The following is a 16,627-nucleotide window of genomic DNA, read 5'->3' as shown; positions in this document are numbered from 1 at the left end:
AGCGACTTAGATGAAGGCACATAGCTCAGTTGGTTAGAGCACCACCTTGACATGGTGGGGGTCGTTGGTTCGAGTCCAATTGTGCCTACCAAATTTCCATAACGGCTTTATGCCGTTATTTTTTAATGTTTTGGAGCTTTCTGATGTTGAACATTACCTTGCCGGACGGTTCGGTCCGCCAATATGAATCACCCGTTACCGTGGCGCAAATTGCAGCGTCTATCGGTGCAGGTTTGGCAAAGGCAACGGTAGCGGGCAAGGTTAACGGTAAATTGGTGGACGCTTGCGATCCGATTGCCGAAGATGCTCATGTTCAAATCATTACACCTAAAGACAAAGAAGGCGTCGAAATTATCCGCCACTCCTGCGCGCACTTGGTCGGTCATGCGGTCAAGCAGCTCTATCCTGATGCCAAAATGGTTATCGGCCCGGTAATTGAAGACGGGTTCTATTACGATATCGCAACTGAAAAACCATTTACGCCTGATGATGTGGCCGCCATCGAAGCGCGCATGAAAGAGTTGATTGCACAAGACTATGACGTTATTAAAGTGATGACGCCTCGTGCAGAAACCATCAAAATTTTCCAAGATCGCGGCGAAGAGTACAAATTGCGTCTGATTGAAGATATGCCTGAAGTGGAAGCAATGGGTATGTATCATCATCAAGAATACGTCGATATGTGCCGCGGCCCTCACGTTCCCAATACCCGTTTCTTGAAAAACTTCAAGCTGACCAAGTTGGCAGGCGCATACTGGCGCGGCGACAGTAACAATGAAATGTTGCAACGTATTTACGGTACGGCTTGGGCAAGTAAAGACGAATTGAAAGCCTATATCCAACGCATCGAGGAAGCGGAAAAACGCGACCACCGTAAGCTGGGTAAACAATTGGATTTGTTCCACCTGCAAGATGAAGCACCGGGCATGGTGTTCTGGCATCCTAAAGGCTGGGCTTTGTGGCAAGTGATTGAGCAGCATATGCGCAAAGAGCTGAATGCTGCCGGTTATAAAGAGGTGAAAACGCCTCAGATTATGGATAAAACCTTCTGGGAAAAATCCGGCCACTGGGAAAACTATAAAGACAATATGTTCGTGACCAGTTCCGAAAAACGCGAATACGCGGTTAAACCGATGAACTGTCCGGGTCATGTGCAAATTTTCAATAACGGCTTGCGCTCATATCGCGATTTGCCGATGCGTTTGGCTGAGTTCGGTTCTTGCCACCGCAATGAACCAAGCGGTGCGTTGCATGGTCTGATGCGTGTTCGCGGTTTTGTGCAGGATGATGCACACATCTTCTGTACTGAAGATCAAATCGTTGATGAGGCACGTGCATTCAATGAATTGCTGGTTCGCATTTACAAACAATTCGGCTTCCATGATGTTGCCGTGAAGTTGTCCCTCCGCCCAGAACAACGTGCAGGTTCTGACGAAGTTTGGGATAAAGCCGAACAAGGTCTGCGTGATGCATTGACCGCTTGCGGCGTAGAGTGGGAAGAATTGCCTGGCGAAGGCGCATTCTATGGTCCTAAGATTGAGTACCATGTCAAAGATGCCTTGGGTCGCTCTTGGCAGTGCGGTACCCTGCAGTTGGACTTCGTATTGCCGGAGCGTTTGAATGCCGAATATGTAACTGAAAACAACGATCGTGCGCGTCCTGTAATGTTGCACCGTGCTATTTTGGGTTCATTGGAACGCTTCATCGGTATTTTGATTGAAAACCATGCAGGCTCATTCCCATTGTGGCTTGCACCGGTTCAAATGGTGATTATGAATATCACCGAGAACCAAGCAGATTATTGTCGCGAAGTGGCTGCTAAATTACAGGCAGCGGGCTTCCGTGTCGAATTGGATTTGCGTAACGAAAAAATCGGTTACAAAATCCGTGACAACAGCCAATACCGTTTCCCTTATCAAATCGTCGTCGGCGATAAAGAGAAACAAGAAAACAAAGTTGCGGTACGCCGCAAAGCAGAAGACTTGGGTTCTTTGAATGTAGATGATTTTATTGCACAATTGCAGCAAGAAATCACTGACGCCCTCGTCAATCATTAATTTTTATAGGAGTATTCATCATCGCTCAAGAACGCGAAGCACGAATCAATGGTGAAATTACCGCCAAAGAAGTGCGATTAATCAGTGAGTCAGGCGATCAGCTTGGTGTCGTTTCAGTTCGTGAAGCTCTGGCTATGGCCGAAGAGCAAGATGTCGATTTGGTAGAAATTTCCCCGACTGCCAAACCGCCCGTATGCAAACTGATGGATTACGGTAAATACAAATACCAACAAGCCAAGAAGCGCGACGAAGCCAAGAAAAACCAAAAGCAGGTACAAATCAAGGAAATTAAATTCCGTCCGGGTACTGATGAAGGCGACTATCAAATCAAGATGCGCAACATCAACCGCTTCCTCGCCGATGGTGACAAAGTCAAAGTGACATTACGTTTCCGCGGTCGTGAGATGGCTCACCAACAATTGGGTGCCCAACTGCTTGAGCGCGTAAAAGAAGAGTTGGCTGAAGTGGCACAAATCGAGTCCTTCCCTAAAATGGAAGGCCGCCAAATGGTGATGATGATTGCGCCTAAGAAAAAATAAAGCTATAATGCAAACCTTATTTCGATTGCCGCTCGAAATAAGGTTTAATTAGCGGCAAAAAACGTGGTATTTTGGGTTCCAAGTGTTTGAAATTTATTTCAAAACCCCTTATACCTTATCTAATAACGAATGGAGTTTTCCAATGCCTAAAATGAAAACCAAGTCTAGCGCGAAAAAACGCTTTAAAGTACTGGGTAACGGTGGTGTAAAACGCGGTCATGCGTTCAAGAGTCACATCCTGACCAAAAAAACCACTAAAACTAAACGTCAATTGCGCGGCACCGCTATGGTTGATTCACGCGATTTGGCTTCTGTTGCTAAAATGTTGCCCTACGCTTAAGGAGTTTAGAATATGCCACGCGTAAAACGCGGTGTTACCGCTCGTGCTCGTCACCAAAAAGTCTTCGCGTTAGCCAAAGGCTACCGCGGTCGTCGTAAAAACGTTTACCGTGTTGCCAAACAAGCGGTAATGAAAGCCGGTCAATACGCATACCGTGACCGTCGCCAACGCAAACGTCAATTCCGTCAACTGTGGATCGTTCGTATCAACGCGGGTGCCCGTGAAAATGGTCTGTCTTACAGCAAATTCATGAACGGCCTGAAACGCGCTGCTATCGAAATCGACCGCAAAGTATTGGCTGATTTGGCTGTATTCGACAAAGCTGCATTTGCACAATTGGTTGAAAAAGCTAAAGCTGCTTTGGCTGCTTAATTCGATAAGATTATTTAAAAAGGAAGCTTATGCTTCCTTTTTTCTTTTCTTAAAGAAATCCTATGTAGTTGATTTTCTTTCTTTAAACTCTATTTTTTTATACTAATTTGCGATAAAATAGGCCTCTCTTATCAAACGGATTGGCCGCAGTAAGACAAAAGGCCGTCTGAACGGGTTTGAAATCAAATCCAACAGACGGCTTTGTTGTTTTAGACGGCCTGCCATCAACAAACAGACGATAAACCACTATGGAAAATGTAAACCGTATCGTTGCAGAAGGTATTGCCGCTATTGAAGCCGCGCAAGACTTCAATGCTTTAGAACAAATTAAAGCACGCTATCTTGGTAAAACCGGCGAATTGACCGGACTTTTGAAAACTTTGGGTCAAATGTCTCCTGAAGAGCGTAAAACCATAGGTGCGCACATCAACGAATGCAAAAATCAGTTTCAGACGGCCTTTAATGCCAAACGCGATACCCTAAATGAAGCCAAGCTGCAAGCTCAATTGGCTGCAGAAGCATTGGATATTACTTTGCCGGGCCGTGCGCAAGAACATGGCGGTTTGCATCCAGTTACTTTAACTTTGCAACGTGTGGTCGAGCTGTTTCACGGTATGGGTTTTGAAGTAGCGGACGGCCCTGAAATCGAAGACGATTTCCATAATTTCCAAGCCTTGAATATTCCTGCAAATCACCCAGCGCGTGCGATGCAAGATACTTTCTACGTTGAAAACGGCGACGTTTTGCGCACACACACTTCGCCTATTCAAATCCGCTATATGCTCGACAAAAAAGAGCCGCCTATCCGCATTATTGCCCCCGGCCGCGTTTACCGTGTAGACAGTGATGCCACTCACTCGCCTATGTTCCATCAGGCTGAAGGTTTGTGGGTAGAAGAGGGTGTGACTTTTGCCGACTTGAAAGCTGTGTTTACTGATTTTATCCGTCGCTTCTTTGAACGTGATGACCTGCAAGTGCGTTTCCGTCCGTCTTTCTTCCCGTTTACTGAGCCTTCAGCTGAAATCGATATCATGGGTGAAAATGGCAAATGGTTGGAAGTAGGCGGTTGCGGTATGGTACATCCTAACGTGTTGAAAAACGTCAATATTGACCCTGAAAAATATACCGGTTTCGCCTTTGGTATCGGTCTTGACCGCTTCGCTATGCTGCGTTACAACGTGAACGACTTGCGCCTGTTCTTTGATAACGATTTGAACTTCTTGAAGCAGTTTAAATAAATTTCAGATGGTCTTTTGATAGGCCGTCTGAAAAGTGAATAGATATTACTGATTTCGTCTGATAAAAATTTGTTTCAGACGGCCTGATAGTAGAGAAAATAATATGCAATTTCCTTATTCATGGCTGAGAACCCAAGCCAATCCTGATCTTTCTGCCGATAAACTGGAACATCTTTTGACCATGGCCGGTTTGGAAGTGGAAGAAATCGATACTGCTGCCCCTGCTTTCAGTGGTGTGGTTGTTGCCGAAGTGAAATCCGTTGAGAAACATCCTGATGCAGACCGTTTGAACGTTACCCAAGTTGATGCCGGTACGGGTGAGTTGGTTCAGATTGTTTGTGGTGCGCCGAATGTCAAGCCGGGTATTAAAGTGCCGTGTTCGTTGCCGGGTGCCGTTTTGCCGGGCAATTTCAAAATTAAGCCGACTAAAATGCGTGGTGTACCATCAAACGGTATGTTGTGTTCGACCAATGAACTGGGTTTGCCTGATGATGGTGTAGACGGTCTGCATATTCTGCCTGAAGATGCGCCTGTCGGTACTAATATCCGCGAATACTTGGATTTGGACGATACGCTGTTTACGTTGAAAATTACGCCTAACCGCGCTGATTGCTTGAGTGTTAAGGGCATTGCGCGTGAGGTTTCTGCGTTGACTCAATGTGCGTTTACGCCTGTTGAAATTCAGACGGCCTCTATCGGCAGTGAGAAAAAACAGGCTGTCCGTATTGATGCACCGGCTGACTGTGGCCGTTTTATCAGTCGCGTGATTGAAAATGTCAATGCGAAAGCGGCTACCCCTGATTGGATGAAACAACGTTTGGAGCGCAGCGGTATCCGCAGCATTTCCGCATTGGTGGACATCGGCAACTATGTGATGTTGGAAATCGGTCAGCCTATGCACGTTTTCGATGCTGACAAGCTGTCAGGCAGTTTAATTGTCCGCCGTGCTCAAAATGGCGAGACTTTGGCGTGCCTGAACGAGAAGACGGTTACTTTGGCTGATAATACACTGGTGGTCGCTGATGAAAAAGGTGCGTTGAGCTTGGCCGGCTTGATGGGCGGCGAGGCAAGCGCGGTTTCAGACGACACGCGAAATATTGTACTGGAGGCTGCTTGGTTTGCTCCGGAGATTATTGCCGGTAAATCCCGTCAATACGGTTTTGGTTCGGATTCTTCTTTCCGTTTTGAGCGTGGCGTGGATTACCGCTTGCAAGCTGACGCTATTGAGCGTGCTACCGAATTGGTGTTGCAGATTTGCGGTGGTGCAGCCGGTGAAATGGTTGAGGCACAAGGCAAATTGCCTGAGGCAAAACAGGTTGAATTGCGTTTAGGCCGTCTGAAAATGGTATTGGGTGTTGAAATCTCTGCCGAGCAAGTCGAAATTATCTTGCAACACTTGGGTTTGCAGCCTGAGAAAACCGCAGAAGGCTTCCGTGTTACTTCTCCTAGCTTCCGTTTCGATATCGAGATCGAAGCTGATTTGATTGAAGAAATCGGCCGTGTTTACGGTTATGAAAATATTCCTGACGACTATACTTCAGGCCGTCTGAAAATGTTGGCTTTGCCTGAAACCAAACGCCCACGTTTTGCGGTTTATAACGAAATGGCGGCACGCGGTTACCGCGAAGTGGTCAGCTATGCGTTTGTGGATGAGCAATGGGAGCAAGATTTTGCTGCGAATACCAATCCTATCCGTCTGCAAAATCCGTTGGCAGCGCAGTATGCCGTCATGCGTTCTACGCTTATCGGCGGTTTGGTGGAAGTTTTGCAAAACAATTTGAACCGTAAGCAAAACCGTGTACGCGTGTTTGAAATTGCCCGCGTGTTCAGCAAAGGTTCAGACGGCCAGTTTGTGCAAAACGAACGCATCGGCGGCTTGTGGTACGGCGCGGCGATGCCCGAACAATGGGGCGAGAAAACGCGCAACGCGGATTTTTACGACATCAAGGCAGATGTGGAAAATCTGTTGAAAAACAAAGATGTGAAATATCTTTCCCCTAAGCCGACATATCGTGAGAAAAATATTGTAGAGAAAAATACTGATATTGAAGCGAATACAGTAAGTGGTGCAAAAGCAGGAGCTGTTATAGGTGGTATGGCAACAGGACTATCCAGTCTTATAGATGTATTTGATGGGAAAAAAACTCTTGGTGAGGCAGTACGAAATACCGTTGGTGGGACATTAGCAGGAGGGATTGCTGGTGGGATGGTTGGCAATCTTGTTGGTCAGGAGGAAGCGGGAAAAGGTATCCCATATTTAGAAAGCATGGAATATGCGCATCCTGCATTGCATCCAGGGAGAAGCGCATTCATCGTTGTGAATAATGCGATTGTTGGTTTTCTTGGAGAATTGCATCCGAAATGGCTGCAAAAATATGATTTGCCACAAGCGCCGCTGGTATTTGAAATCGATATGGATGCGGTATTGGGTCGTGAGAAAACCCGTTATCAGTCCGTATCCAAATTCCAACCTGCACGCCGAGATTTGGCATTTGTAATGCCTGAAGCTGTGACGCATGATGATTTGTTAAATGCCCTGAAAGCGGCGGCGAACAAGTTGGTTCAAGAAATCAGCGTGTTTGACGTTTACCGCGGTACGGGCGTGCCTGAAGGCATGAAGAGCGTTGCTGTCAAAATCATTTTGCAAGATATGGAAAACACGCTGACAGATGAAGTCATCGAGCCTTTGGTTGCGAAAATGATTAAAGCGGCAGCTGAAAAAGACGCACAGCTTCGCGCTTAACATAAGACAAAAGTTGTCGCCAAAAATCGCCAATAATATTTGATTTTTTGGTGAGGACTTGATTTTTAAAAGAATTTTGGTAATAATTGCACCAGTTTGAATGAAGGTAAACACATGACACTAACTAAAGCAGAATTGGCTGATATTTTGGTCGACAAAGTCAGCAACGTCACCAAGAATGATGCCAAAGAAATCGTCGAGCTCTTTTTTGAAGAAATCCGCAGCACTTTGGCGCGTGGTGAAGAAATTAAAATTTCAGGTTTCGGCAATTTCCAATTGCGCGACAAACCTCAACGCCCTGGCCGTAACCCTAAAACAGGCGAAGAAGTGCCGATTACCGCACGCCGTGTGGTGACTTTCCATGCCAGCCAAAAACTCAAAGGCATGGTGGAGCATTACTATGACAAGCAACAATAATCCGGTTATTCCTGCCAAGCGTTATTTTACGTTGGACGAGATGTGCCAATTGGTGCAAATCAGTCCGGCTCAGTTTGCCCAATGGCAACATGAAAATAATGTTGTGATTGGATACGGTGGCGATCGATATACGCGCTCAGATGTGGTTAAGTTGTTGAAGCTTAAAGATACGTTTGAACCATATATTGATACGTTCAGCCGTGGCGCTTTGGATGCAAACGGCAATCCTGCCGCCAATGCGGAAGAAGTGCGTCATGGTCTGATGCAGATTTTGTCTGATTTGGAGCATCATCTGGGTTCTGAACAACAAAATCACCATGTCGAGCTGTAATCGATAGGGAAAGTTTAATCAAAAGTGCGAAGGCATACAAAGATTTGCATAATTGATTCTAATAAAGGCTGTTTGAATGATTTTCAGACGGCCTTTATTGTTTTATATTGCTTTCAAAATATCAGAATCTTGATTGCAAATGATTCTATGAAATAGCCGTAAATGTTATACTTAGCCTCTTGTTTGCCGATTGGGAAGAAACAGTCATTAGATAATGCGGATAGATGCCGCCTTTTCATGGCAGACTGAGGTTTTTAAAATAAATGTAACGGCAGAACAAACAGGCTGCCGGACAACATTCAAATCGATGAAATGGATAGCAGAAAATGAGCAGAATCCAACAAACTTTCTCAGCGCTCAATGGCGCAAAAGCACTGATTCCTTATATTACGGTGGGTGATCCCAGCCTTGAGATAACCTTGGCATTGATGCATAGCTTGGTGGCTAATGGTGCTGATATTTTGGAACTGGGTGTGCCGTTTTCTGACCCTATGGCGGATGGCCCGACTATTCAACGTGCGGCTGAAAGGGCGTTGGCAAATCATGTTTCTTTGCGCGACGTATTGGAAACAGTGCGCTTGTTCCGCCAAACCAATGATAAAACGCCGGTTGTGTTAATGGGCTATTTGAACCCAGTACATAAAATGGGTTATCAGGCGTTTGCGCAAGCAGCTGCCGAAGCAGGCGTAGATGGCGTGTTGACCGTGGATTCTCCGGTAGAAACCATTGCTCCTTTACATGAGTCGTTGAAAGCGCAAGGTATTGATTGTATTTTCCTTATTGCGCCAACGACAACTGAGGAGCGTATTCAAACGATTGCCAAAGTAGCCGGCGGTTTTGTGTATTATGTATCGCTCAAAGGTGTAACCGGTGCGGCAAGTTTGGATACTGAAGAAGTTTCGCGTAAAATAGAGCTTTTGCGCAAATACATCGATATTCCGATTGGTGTCGGCTTCGGCATCAATAATGCGGAGAGTGCGCGTAAGATTGGTGCGGTGGCGGATGCCGTTATTGTCGGCAGCCGTATCGTCAAAGAGATTGAAAGCCTCGCGGGTAGCGAGGCTGAAGCAGTAGGCGCGTTGGTTAAAGAGTTGAAAGACGCGATTCGCTAAATTTTTTCATTCCATTGTTTCAGACGGCCTTACGTTCAACAGGCCGTCTGAATTCTGAATCCTAAGGAGTCATTCATGAGCTGGCTAGATAAAATTCTTCCTCCGAAAATTAAAAACCGAAGCAGTTCGTCCAGCGTCCCTGAAGGTCTGTGGCACAAATGTCCGTCTTGTTCGGCAACGGTTTACTCAACCGAGTTGAAACAAAACAGCGAAGTCTGTCCGAAATGTAACCATCACAATCCGCTTTCTGCGCGCGAACGTTTGGACCTGCTTTTGGATGAAGAAGGCCGTGAAGAGATTGCAGCCAATATTAAACCGACAGACCCGCTGAAATTTAAAGACAGCAAGAAATATACGGATCGCCTCACTGCTGCGCGTAAAGTAACCGGCGAGGACGATGCTTTGGTCGTTATGAAAGGCACCATGAACGGCCTGCCTGTCGTGGTGGCTGCTTTTGAATTCCGCTTTATCGGCGGCTCCATGGGTTCGGTAGTGGGTGAACGTTTCGTGCAGGGTGTACGCCGTGCTGTTGCAGATAATTGTTCGTTTATTTGCGTGGCGGCTTCCGGTGGTGCGCGTATGCAGGAGGGTTTGAACTCTTTGATGCAGATGACGAAAACCAGCGCGGCTTTGCATTTGCTGACTGAAAAATGTCTGCCGTTTATTTCCGTATTGACCGACCCGACCATGGGCGGCGTATCTGCCAGCTTTGCCTTCTTGGGCGATGTGGTTTTGGCAGAACCGAATGCTCTGATTGGTTTTGCAGGTCCGCGCGTTATCGAGCAGACTGTACGCGAAACCTTGCCGGAAGGTTTCCAACGTGCAGAATTTTTGTTGGAGAAGGGCGCAATCGACCAAATTGTCGATCGTCGTTCCATGAAAAAACGTATCAGCGATTTGATTACTTTGTTGCGTCATGAAGGTAAAGTAACCGCTGCTTGATGAGCACAATAAGAAAGGCCGTCTGAAAATAATATTTCAGACGGCCTTTTTGATTATTGATGATTAAGCAGTCAATGCGGCTTTCAAAACCTTGTTGACTTCACCCATGTCGGCTTTTCCGGCCAGACGGGTTTTCAGTACGCCCATGACTTTGCCCATATCGGCCATGCCTGATGCACCGGTTTCTGTAATGGCTGCTTCAACGACAGTCTTGATTTCTTCTGCAGACATCATTTGAGGCAGGTAGCGGTTGAGGATTTCGATTTCCGCGTTTTCTTTGTCAGCCAAATCTTGACGGCCGGCTTCGGCATAGATTTTGGCACTGTCTTTGCGTTGTTTCACCATTTTGGTCAGGATGGAGATGACTTTGGCGTCATCAGCTTCAGTACGCTCATCTACTTCAAATTGTTTGATGGCGGCATTAATCAGGCGGATGGTGCTTAAAGACACTTGGTCTTTGGCACGCATGGCGGTTTTCATGTCTTCAGTTAATTGTGTTTTTAGGCTCATAATGTTCTCACTTTATATAAAAAGATGCCGTCTGAAAAACAAAACACACCGCAAAGCTGCCCTTGCGGTGTGTTGTTTATCACAGGGCAGGCCTGTAATTAATACATTTTAGGAGGCAGTTGTTGGCTGCGCAGACGTTTTTGCAGACGTTTGGCTGCAGCAGCTTTTTTGCGTTTGCGTTCGGTAGTTGGTTTTTCGTACGCTTCACGGGCGCGCAACTCGGTCAACAGACCGGTTTTTTCTACGGCACGTTTGAAACGACGCATGGCAACTTCAAATGGTTCATTCTCTTTAACACGAATAGCAGGCATTTTATTTCCTTTAAATTTTGTTTAATCAAACCGTTTTAAGAAATAGAGGACGGTTTGTCATAATGGGGTAGTTGTTGTATCGCTGGTTTGCCTAGGGCAGGGCGGGATACGCGCCGTGATGTAAACATCACCTCCTAACAAGTCGGCTTTTGCCGTGCAAGTGACCTTTTCGGTCAGAAACAATCGGGAGATTATCTTATAAACCCGATAGTCTGTCAAGATTGCAGGCCGTCTGAACGTTTGATTCTGTCTCACTTTTCAGACGGCCTATTTGGTTTTAATAACGACCGGGAACCGTACCCATACGTTGTTTCAACGAAGTCTGCGGCTCATTGAACAATGACGCGTAATAAGTTGCGTTGGTCATGACTTTTTTCACATAGTCGCGGGTTTCGGTGAATGGGATGGTCTCGGCATAGATTGCGCCTTCCAAAGGCGAAGAAGCCTGCCAGTTGCGGGCGCGGCCGGGGCCGGCGTTGTAGCCTGCGGTAGCCATTACTTCGTTATTTTGCAGGCGGCGTTTGGCATCTGCCATGTACCAAGTACCCATGCGGATGTTGCCGTCCATAGTGTAGAGTTCGCTACTGCTCATACCGATTTTGCCGGCGATTTCGCGGGCGGTTGCAGGCATGACCTGCATCAGGCCTTGTGCGCCGACGCTGGATTGCGCGCCCATGACAAAGCGGCTCTCTTGGCGAATCAAACCGTAAACCCATGCAGGGTCAACGCCTGCCTGTGCGGCATAGCGGACGGTCAGGTCTTTAAACGGAGAGAGGTAGCGCAGCTTGTAGTTGAGTTTGTGATCGGTACGGTCGGCACTGTTGATTGCCATGTCGTAGAACTGGTTGTCAAAAGCGACTTGTGCGGCAGTCAGCAGGTTGTCTTCATTGAAGTCGCGGGTGGCAAAACGCCATTCTGCCTGTGCCTGACGGCGCATTTTGGAGTCGCCGTTGCTTTGGCTGTTTTTAAACAGAACCAATGCGCGTTTGATGGCGCCGTCTTCGCTCATGCGGCGGACGTCTCTGGCATCGGCATCGGAAACGTTGTTGCGCGTATTGATGCGGCGGCCCAATTCTTCACCTGCCATTACGGCGTAGAAATTGCGGCCGGAAGCGGCAGCTTTTTCATACATTTCTTTGGCTTGGCTGCTTTTGCCTTGTGCGGCAAAGCTGCGGCCCAGCCAATATTGCCATGTCGGGTCTTTTTGCAGTTTTTCAGGCATATGCTGAATCACGCTTGCCAATTCGTCCCAACGTTGCAGGCGCAAAGCGGCGCGTGCGTACCATTCTAATTGTTCGTCGGTCAGTTGCTTGCGATCGGAAACGCGGCCGTAGTAGCTCAAAGCAGTCGGCATGTTTTGGCTTTGTGCATGGTAGTGGCCCAATACGCCCCATGCGAAGCTGCGTTGTTCGCGGCTGAGGCCGGATTCCATGTCGGATAGGGTGGCGGCGGCAGAAGCGGATTTGCGTGCATCTTTGCCGATCACGCTCAACAGGCTGTATTCGGTCGCACCTTGCGTGCCACCTTCAAAGGGGCTGCCCAATGCGGCGGCGAGGTTGCGTGCATCTGTGGTTTGGCTGTTGCTCAACAAGCCGCGCACGCGACGCCATGCGTCGTTGGTGTTCAGACGGCCTGAAGCTACCGCGCTTTCAACCAAGCGGGTACAGCCGGCAGGCAGTTTGCCGGTCACGCGAACCAGCTCGGCGGCTTTGCTGTAATTGCCGCTGCTCAAATCGGCATAACATTGCACTTCTTGTGCGACGCCGGCGGCGTTCAATTTACTGAATTCTTGACGGAACAAATCCCATTGGCCGCGCGCGCCCAAGGTTTTCAGCCATTCGTTGCGGACGTTTTCAGCCATTGCGCTGTCGCTGGCTTGGGATAAAAATTGTTGTACCCAAGCATCGTCGCCGCGTTTGGCGGCATCGATGGCGCTTTGGTATTGGCTGTAATCGGATAGGATTTTGGATTCGCTGTCGGCGCGGCGTGAAGGAATAGAAGTAGATTTAGGGTGAACGACGGTTTCGGTATTCGAAGCAGTCGGTGTGTTTTGGGTGGCGCACGCCGATAAAACAGCGGCGGTAATCAAGCTGAGGGAGAGAGGGAAAAGACGTTGAACGTTCATTGGATACCGTGTCGTTTTTATAATCAAAATAACTGCTTATTTTAAATGAATTATGCGGAATAACCGAATTACAAACTGATATTTACATTTTCAAAGCCAGGAAATGATTAAGGCCGTCTGAAATATGAAACACTTTTGAGGTATTCCTAATTCAGACGGCCTTTTATGAAGGAAGTCGTCAATCGGGTTTGTGTTCGATATAGTCTTGCGGTTTGTCGGCTTTGTTGGTGCGCGTAACCGTATATTCGCCTTCGATAATGTCTTCATCATCTTTGGCGGAGCTGTAAGTCTGGCGGCTTTGGAAAGACTGCGTAGAAGAAACGGCCGCGTTACCTTTAAATGGAATCAGCAAGAGCAGGGCAACGGCGGTTGAAATAAAGCCGGGGCTGAGCAGGAAAACCGCGGCGGCAGTATAGCGAATCGGCCACAGCATCTGATAGAGGGAAATGTTTTGTCCGCTGCGGACGGCTGCGCCTGCGAGCAATAAGCCGGAGATGCCGGTATGGCGCAGCATAAAGATACCGCTGATAAAGCTGAGAGCCATCAAAAATAGCGTCCAACCGCCGCCAAGCCAGTCGGCAACCCAGACGATGGACATGATTTCCAAAAAGATTAAAACCAAAAAACCGATTCCAAAATACTGCATAAGTGTTTGTTCCTTCATTCAACGGATAGTGTCGATTGTGTTTTATCTAGATAAAGATAAACCTTATTTTTTCAAGCAAATGCTGTGTGAAAAAGGGTAAACGGGTGATGAGGCCGTCTGAACGGAGATATAAAGAAGGCAGATGTTTCAGACGGCCTTTAGATATTCTATCGCATCACATTGTTCCAATCACTTTCAAAATAACTGACGAGAATTTGGTTGTTCAAATAATTTGCTTCAACCTTGCGCCTTGCCATATCGGACGGAAAACGGAACATTTCGGCAACGGTCTGGGCATTAAGATAGCGGGTGGGTACATCGAATTTTTGCGGAATGGGGAAGTTTTGGTCGAAGCCTGCCAACACAAATCCCCATTCGCCAAAGGAAGGGACGTAAACATGATAGGGCGCAGTATTCAACTTGGCCGCTTCGAGGGTGGCAACGACCGACCAGTAGGCGTTGGGGGCGAAGTAGGGCGAGGTGGATTGGACGACGATTTTGCCCTGCGGCTGAAGATGGCGGGCGACGAGGCGGTACATGGGGACGGAGTAGAGTTTGCCCAGCGAGAAATTGGACGGGTCGGGCAGGTCGATGATGATAACGTCGAATTTTTCAGACGACCTTTCCAGCCATTTGGCGGCATCGTCGTTGACGACGTGCATTTTGGGATGGGACAGCGAACCTTGGTTGAGCGCGCTCAAGGTGGCAGAGGTTTTAAAGGTGGCGGTCATGTCGGGGTCGAGATCGACCAAAGTAACATTTTTGATCTGCGGATATTTTAAGACTTCGCGTGCCGCTAATCCATCGCCGCCGCCAAGAATCAGGACGCGTTCGGCGTTCGGCACCATCTGCATGGCAGGCAGAACGAGTGCTTCATGGTAACGTGCTTCGTCGCGTGAGGAGAATTGCAGGTTGCCGTTGATATAGAGGCGGGTGTCGTCTTTCCAGCGTGTAACGACCAGCCGTTGGTAGGGCGAATGGCTTTGATAGACGACGGGGTCGCCGAAATAGCTTTGTTCGGCTTTGAAAGAGATACGGTCGGCGTAGACGAAGGCGGCGGCGAGGACGGACAAGACAATCAGCGCGCGCAGGCAGATGGCGTGGTAGCGGGGTAATTCGGATTTGAATACACGCGCGGTCAGATAGGCGACGGCGGCGTTGAAAATGCCAAACAACAAGGCGGAACGTGCCATGCCGAGTTTGGGGGCGAGCAGGAGCGGGAAGAGCAGGGAAACGGCAAGTGCGCCCAAATAGTCGAAGGTCAGGACTTTGGAAACGAGTTCTTTAAATTCCGCCCCTTTTTGGTTTAACACACGCATGACCAAAGGAATTTCCATGCCGACAACCATGCCGACAATCAGTACAAAAGCGTAGAGCAGGGTGCGGAACGGGGCAGCGGATAAACCGAAGGCCACAAATAATGCCAGCGCGGAAATGCCGCCGATGATGCCGACCAGAAGTTCGATTTCGATAAAGCGGTGCAATACGTCTTTATCTTTAATGTATTGGGTCAGGTGTGCGCCGATACCCATTGAAAACAGATAAAGCCCGATGACGGAGGAAAACTGCAAAATACTGTCGCCCAAAAGATAGCTTGCGAGCGCGGCAATGATGAGCTCGTAAGCGAGGCCGCAGCTGGCGACGATAAAAACGGAGATGATGAGGGTGCGGTGGGCGTTCATGATGACGTTTTTGTTGCTTGAGTGTGGGCAATGTAATGATTTTTAAGGTGGGCTGCAAGTTTATTTATAGGATGTAGAAAAGGCCGTCTGAACGAATTGTTTCAGACGGCCTTTAATCTGTCAGGCATTAATAGCGGTGTTTAAATACCATGCCCACTGCGTAAGAAGATTTTTTCGGCAAATCTTTGTCGTATTTCGGATTGACGTTTTCTTTCAACCAGCCGGCGCCGAGTGTGGCGGTTGTCCGTTTGGAGAAGCTGTAATCGGTGCTGACGGCGACGTGTTTGTAGTCTTCGCCGACAGAGCTTTTACCGTAGGCGAAACCGATTTGAGGTTTGAAATTGCCTACTTTGTATGAGCCGGACACCATAAATTCTTTGGTGTTGTTGATTTCTTTGTCGTAAGAACCGGCTACGTTGCCTGCCGCATCTTTCCATACGCCCCAGCAGCTGAAGCCGTCGCAAGTGTTTTTGGCGTATTGGAACGCGGCATCGACGGAGATTTTGTCTTTGCTGTATCCGGCCATGAATGCATGGGCTTGGAAGTCTTTGGTTTCGGTCGGAGAGTCGTTGGGTGCGTATTCGGCAGCGTAGTGGGCGTTAAAGCCGTTGTTTGGGTGGTTGTAGTCCACACCCCAGCCGAAAACCCAGTCGCCGTCACGTTTTTTATCCGGACTCCAGTCGTTGTTGTTGCGTGCGGCATTGGAACCTGGGGAAACGTTGAATTTGAATTGGAAACCGTTTTTCCAAGGAGACTCATAAGCCATAGAAACGCGACGTTGGCCGAAGCGGGAAATTTTGCCGAATTCCAAAATCGAGCTGTTGGTGTCAAACGGGTTCAGATAAATGCTGTTCATGGGTGTACTGATGTAACCCATTTTGACGGTACCAAGGTTTTTGTAGCTGTTGAGCGCAACGTATGAGTCGGCAGTGCCCCAGCCGCTCCAGCGGTCAGAATCGAAGTAAATAAAGGAGCCAAGTTGCCATTTCAGCCATAAGTCGTTGTTGAGTCGTACTTCATCGGAGAGATAAAGACTGGAACTTTTATCGGAAATGGTTGTATTGGTGACGCCGGTTTTATTGTTGTGTTCGACCTCGGTCATAATGTATATGGTACCGCTCATTTTAGGTTCGGCGTGGGCGATGCTCATGGAAGAGCCGATGAGGGTAATGGCAACAAAACAAGATAACTTGTTCATTTTGTTCTCCTTTTATGTCTTTTTCTTAATTGGGGACGGGGTATTCGGATAATCTTATTTGACA

At 47.9% G+C, this 16,627-nt stretch carries 15 protein-coding genes, 1 tRNA gene and 2 pseudogenes; 12 read left to right on the top strand and 6 right to left on the bottom strand.

Going from position 1 to position 16,627, the window contains the following annotated elements; genetic code table 11:
- The first annotated feature begins 14 nt into the window (after window positions 1-14).
- The 12 genes and pseudogenes from O3660_RS05290 to accD all read left to right on the top strand — a co-directional run bounded on the left by O3660_RS05290 (window position 15) and on the right by accD (window position 10,091).
- A tRNA-Val gene (locus tag O3660_RS05290) sits at window positions 15-91 on the top strand.
- 52 nt (window positions 92-143) lie between these two features.
- On the top strand, window positions 144-2,057 hold the full coding sequence (thrS, locus tag O3660_RS05285; protein ID WP_049329260.1) for a threonine--tRNA ligase: 1,914 nt from the start codon (window positions 144-146) through the stop codon (window positions 2,055-2,057).
- Between the two features lie 17 nt (window positions 2,058-2,074).
- Window positions 2,075-2,596 (top strand): translation initiation factor IF-3, encoded by a 522-nt coding sequence (infC, locus tag O3660_RS05280; RefSeq protein ID WP_079453677.1) that lies wholly within the window; start codon window positions 2,075-2,077, stop codon window positions 2,594-2,596.
- A gap of 142 nt (window positions 2,597-2,738) precedes the next feature.
- Window positions 2,739-2,936 (top strand): 50S ribosomal protein L35, encoded by a 198-nt coding sequence (rpmI, locus tag O3660_RS05275; RefSeq protein ID WP_003675505.1) that lies wholly within the window; start codon window positions 2,739-2,741, stop codon window positions 2,934-2,936.
- 12 nt (window positions 2,937-2,948) lie between these two features.
- Entirely contained in the window at window positions 2,949-3,308 is a 360-nt protein-coding gene (gene rplT, locus O3660_RS05270) for a 50S ribosomal protein L20 (RefSeq protein ID WP_003675502.1), read from the top strand.
- Window positions 3,309-3,556: 248 nt separating this feature from the next.
- Window positions 3,557-4,546: a phenylalanine--tRNA ligase subunit alpha gene (pheS, locus tag O3660_RS05265; protein ID WP_049351161.1), complete on the top strand. Its 990-nt coding sequence runs from the start codon at window positions 3,557-3,559 to the stop codon at window positions 4,544-4,546.
- Between the two features lie 103 nt (window positions 4,547-4,649).
- A pseudogene (gene pheT / locus O3660_RS05260) lies at window positions 4,650-6,530 on the top strand (phenylalanine--tRNA ligase subunit beta); the annotation flags it as partial.
- A gap of 294 nt (window positions 6,531-6,824) precedes the next feature.
- A pseudogene (locus O3660_RS05255) lies at window positions 6,825-7,289 on the top strand (phenylalanine--tRNA ligase subunit beta); the annotation flags it as partial.
- A gap of 114 nt (window positions 7,290-7,403) precedes the next feature.
- Window positions 7,404-7,706: an integration host factor subunit alpha gene (locus tag O3660_RS05250; RefSeq protein WP_003680933.1), complete on the top strand. Its 303-nt coding sequence runs from the start codon at window positions 7,404-7,406 to the stop codon at window positions 7,704-7,706.
- Window positions 7,690-8,037, top strand: coding sequence for a hypothetical protein (locus O3660_RS05245; protein WP_049351162.1), 348 nt, complete (start codon window positions 7,690-7,692; stop codon window positions 8,035-8,037). The genes O3660_RS05250 and O3660_RS05245 overlap by 17 nt, the downstream gene beginning before the upstream one ends.
- Window positions 8,038-8,363: 326 nt before the next feature.
- Window positions 8,364-9,149, top strand: coding sequence for a tryptophan synthase subunit alpha (gene trpA / locus O3660_RS05240; RefSeq protein ID WP_049351163.1), 786 nt, complete (start codon window positions 8,364-8,366; stop codon window positions 9,147-9,149).
- A 75-nt stretch (window positions 9,150-9,224) separates the two neighbouring features.
- Entirely contained in the window at window positions 9,225-10,091 is an 867-nt protein-coding gene (gene accD, locus O3660_RS05235; protein ID WP_049351164.1) for an acetyl-CoA carboxylase, carboxyltransferase subunit beta, read from the top strand.
- A 63-nt stretch (window positions 10,092-10,154) separates the two neighbouring features.
- On the opposite strand, the gene O3660_RS05230 is transcribed toward accD, so the two are convergent.
- The 6 genes from O3660_RS05230 to O3660_RS05205 form a co-directional block, all read right to left on the bottom strand.
- Window positions 10,155-10,601, bottom strand: coding sequence for a GatB/YqeY domain-containing protein (locus O3660_RS05230; protein WP_049351165.1), 447 nt, complete (start codon window positions 10,599-10,601; stop codon window positions 10,155-10,157).
- A 98-nt stretch (window positions 10,602-10,699) separates the two neighbouring features.
- Window positions 10,700-10,912: a 30S ribosomal protein S21 gene (gene rpsU, locus O3660_RS05225; protein ID WP_003680926.1), complete on the bottom strand. Its 213-nt coding sequence runs from the start codon at window positions 10,910-10,912 to the stop codon at window positions 10,700-10,702.
- Window positions 10,913-11,189: 277 nt separating this feature from the next.
- Window positions 11,190-13,037, bottom strand: coding sequence for a lytic transglycosylase domain-containing protein (locus tag O3660_RS05220; protein ID WP_049351166.1), 1,848 nt, complete (start codon window positions 13,035-13,037; stop codon window positions 11,190-11,192).
- A 178-nt stretch (window positions 13,038-13,215) separates the two neighbouring features.
- Window positions 13,216-13,683: an FxsA family protein gene (locus tag O3660_RS05215; RefSeq protein ID WP_049351167.1), complete on the bottom strand. Its 468-nt coding sequence runs from the start codon at window positions 13,681-13,683 to the stop codon at window positions 13,216-13,218.
- A gap of 167 nt (window positions 13,684-13,850) precedes the next feature.
- Entirely contained in the window at window positions 13,851-15,368 is a 1,518-nt protein-coding gene (locus O3660_RS05210) for a polyamine aminopropyltransferase (RefSeq protein WP_318250411.1), read from the bottom strand.
- Between the two features lie 124 nt (window positions 15,369-15,492).
- Window positions 15,493-16,563, bottom strand: coding sequence for a porin (locus tag O3660_RS05205; protein WP_371464625.1), 1,071 nt, complete (start codon window positions 16,561-16,563; stop codon window positions 15,493-15,495).
- Window positions 16,564-16,627: the final 64 nt, after the last annotated feature.

The organism is Neisseria sp. 27098_8_139, assembly GCF_041433195.1.
Taxonomy (GTDB): domain Bacteria; phylum Pseudomonadota; class Gammaproteobacteria; order Burkholderiales; family Neisseriaceae; genus Neisseria; species Neisseria subflava.
This window is presented reverse-complemented; position numbering and strand designations above follow the sequence as displayed.

What these genes read in the sequence shown, in the direction of transcription:
- thrS (WP_049329260.1), top strand. Translation starts at nt 144, where the DNA reads ATGTTGAACATTACCTTGCCGGACGGTTCGGTCCGCCAATATGAATCA.
- rpmI (WP_003675505.1), top strand. Translation starts at nt 2,739, where the DNA reads ATGCCTAAAATGAAAACCAAGTCTAGCGCGAAAAAACGCTTTAAAGTA.
- rplT (WP_003675502.1), top strand. Translation starts at nt 2,949, where the DNA reads ATGCCACGCGTAAAACGCGGTGTTACCGCTCGTGCTCGTCACCAAAAA.
- pheS (WP_049351161.1), top strand. Translation starts at nt 3,557, where the DNA reads ATGGAAAATGTAAACCGTATCGTTGCAGAAGGTATTGCCGCTATTGAA.
- O3660_RS05250 (WP_003680933.1), top strand. Translation starts at nt 7,404, where the DNA reads ATGACACTAACTAAAGCAGAATTGGCTGATATTTTGGTCGACAAAGTC.
- O3660_RS05245 (WP_049351162.1), top strand. Translation starts at nt 7,690, where the DNA reads ATGACAAGCAACAATAATCCGGTTATTCCTGCCAAGCGTTATTTTACG.
- trpA (WP_049351163.1), top strand. Translation starts at nt 8,364, where the DNA reads ATGAGCAGAATCCAACAAACTTTCTCAGCGCTCAATGGCGCAAAAGCA.
- accD (WP_049351164.1), top strand. Translation starts at nt 9,225, where the DNA reads ATGAGCTGGCTAGATAAAATTCTTCCTCCGAAAATTAAAAACCGAAGC.
- O3660_RS05230 (WP_049351165.1), bottom strand. Translation starts at nt 10,601, where the DNA reads ATGAGCCTAAAAACACAATTAACTGAAGACATGAAAACCGCCATGCGT.
- rpsU (WP_003680926.1), bottom strand. Translation starts at nt 10,912, where the DNA reads ATGCCTGCTATTCGTGTTAAAGAGAATGAACCATTTGAAGTTGCCATG.
- O3660_RS05220 (WP_049351166.1), bottom strand. Translation starts at nt 13,037, where the DNA reads ATGAACGTTCAACGTCTTTTCCCTCTCTCCCTCAGCTTGATTACCGCC.
- O3660_RS05215 (WP_049351167.1), bottom strand. Translation starts at nt 13,683, where the DNA reads ATGCAGTATTTTGGAATCGGTTTTTTGGTTTTAATCTTTTTGGAAATC.
- O3660_RS05205 (WP_371464625.1), bottom strand. Translation starts at nt 16,563, where the DNA reads ATGAACAAGTTATCTTGTTTTGTTGCCATTACCCTCATCGGCTCTTCC.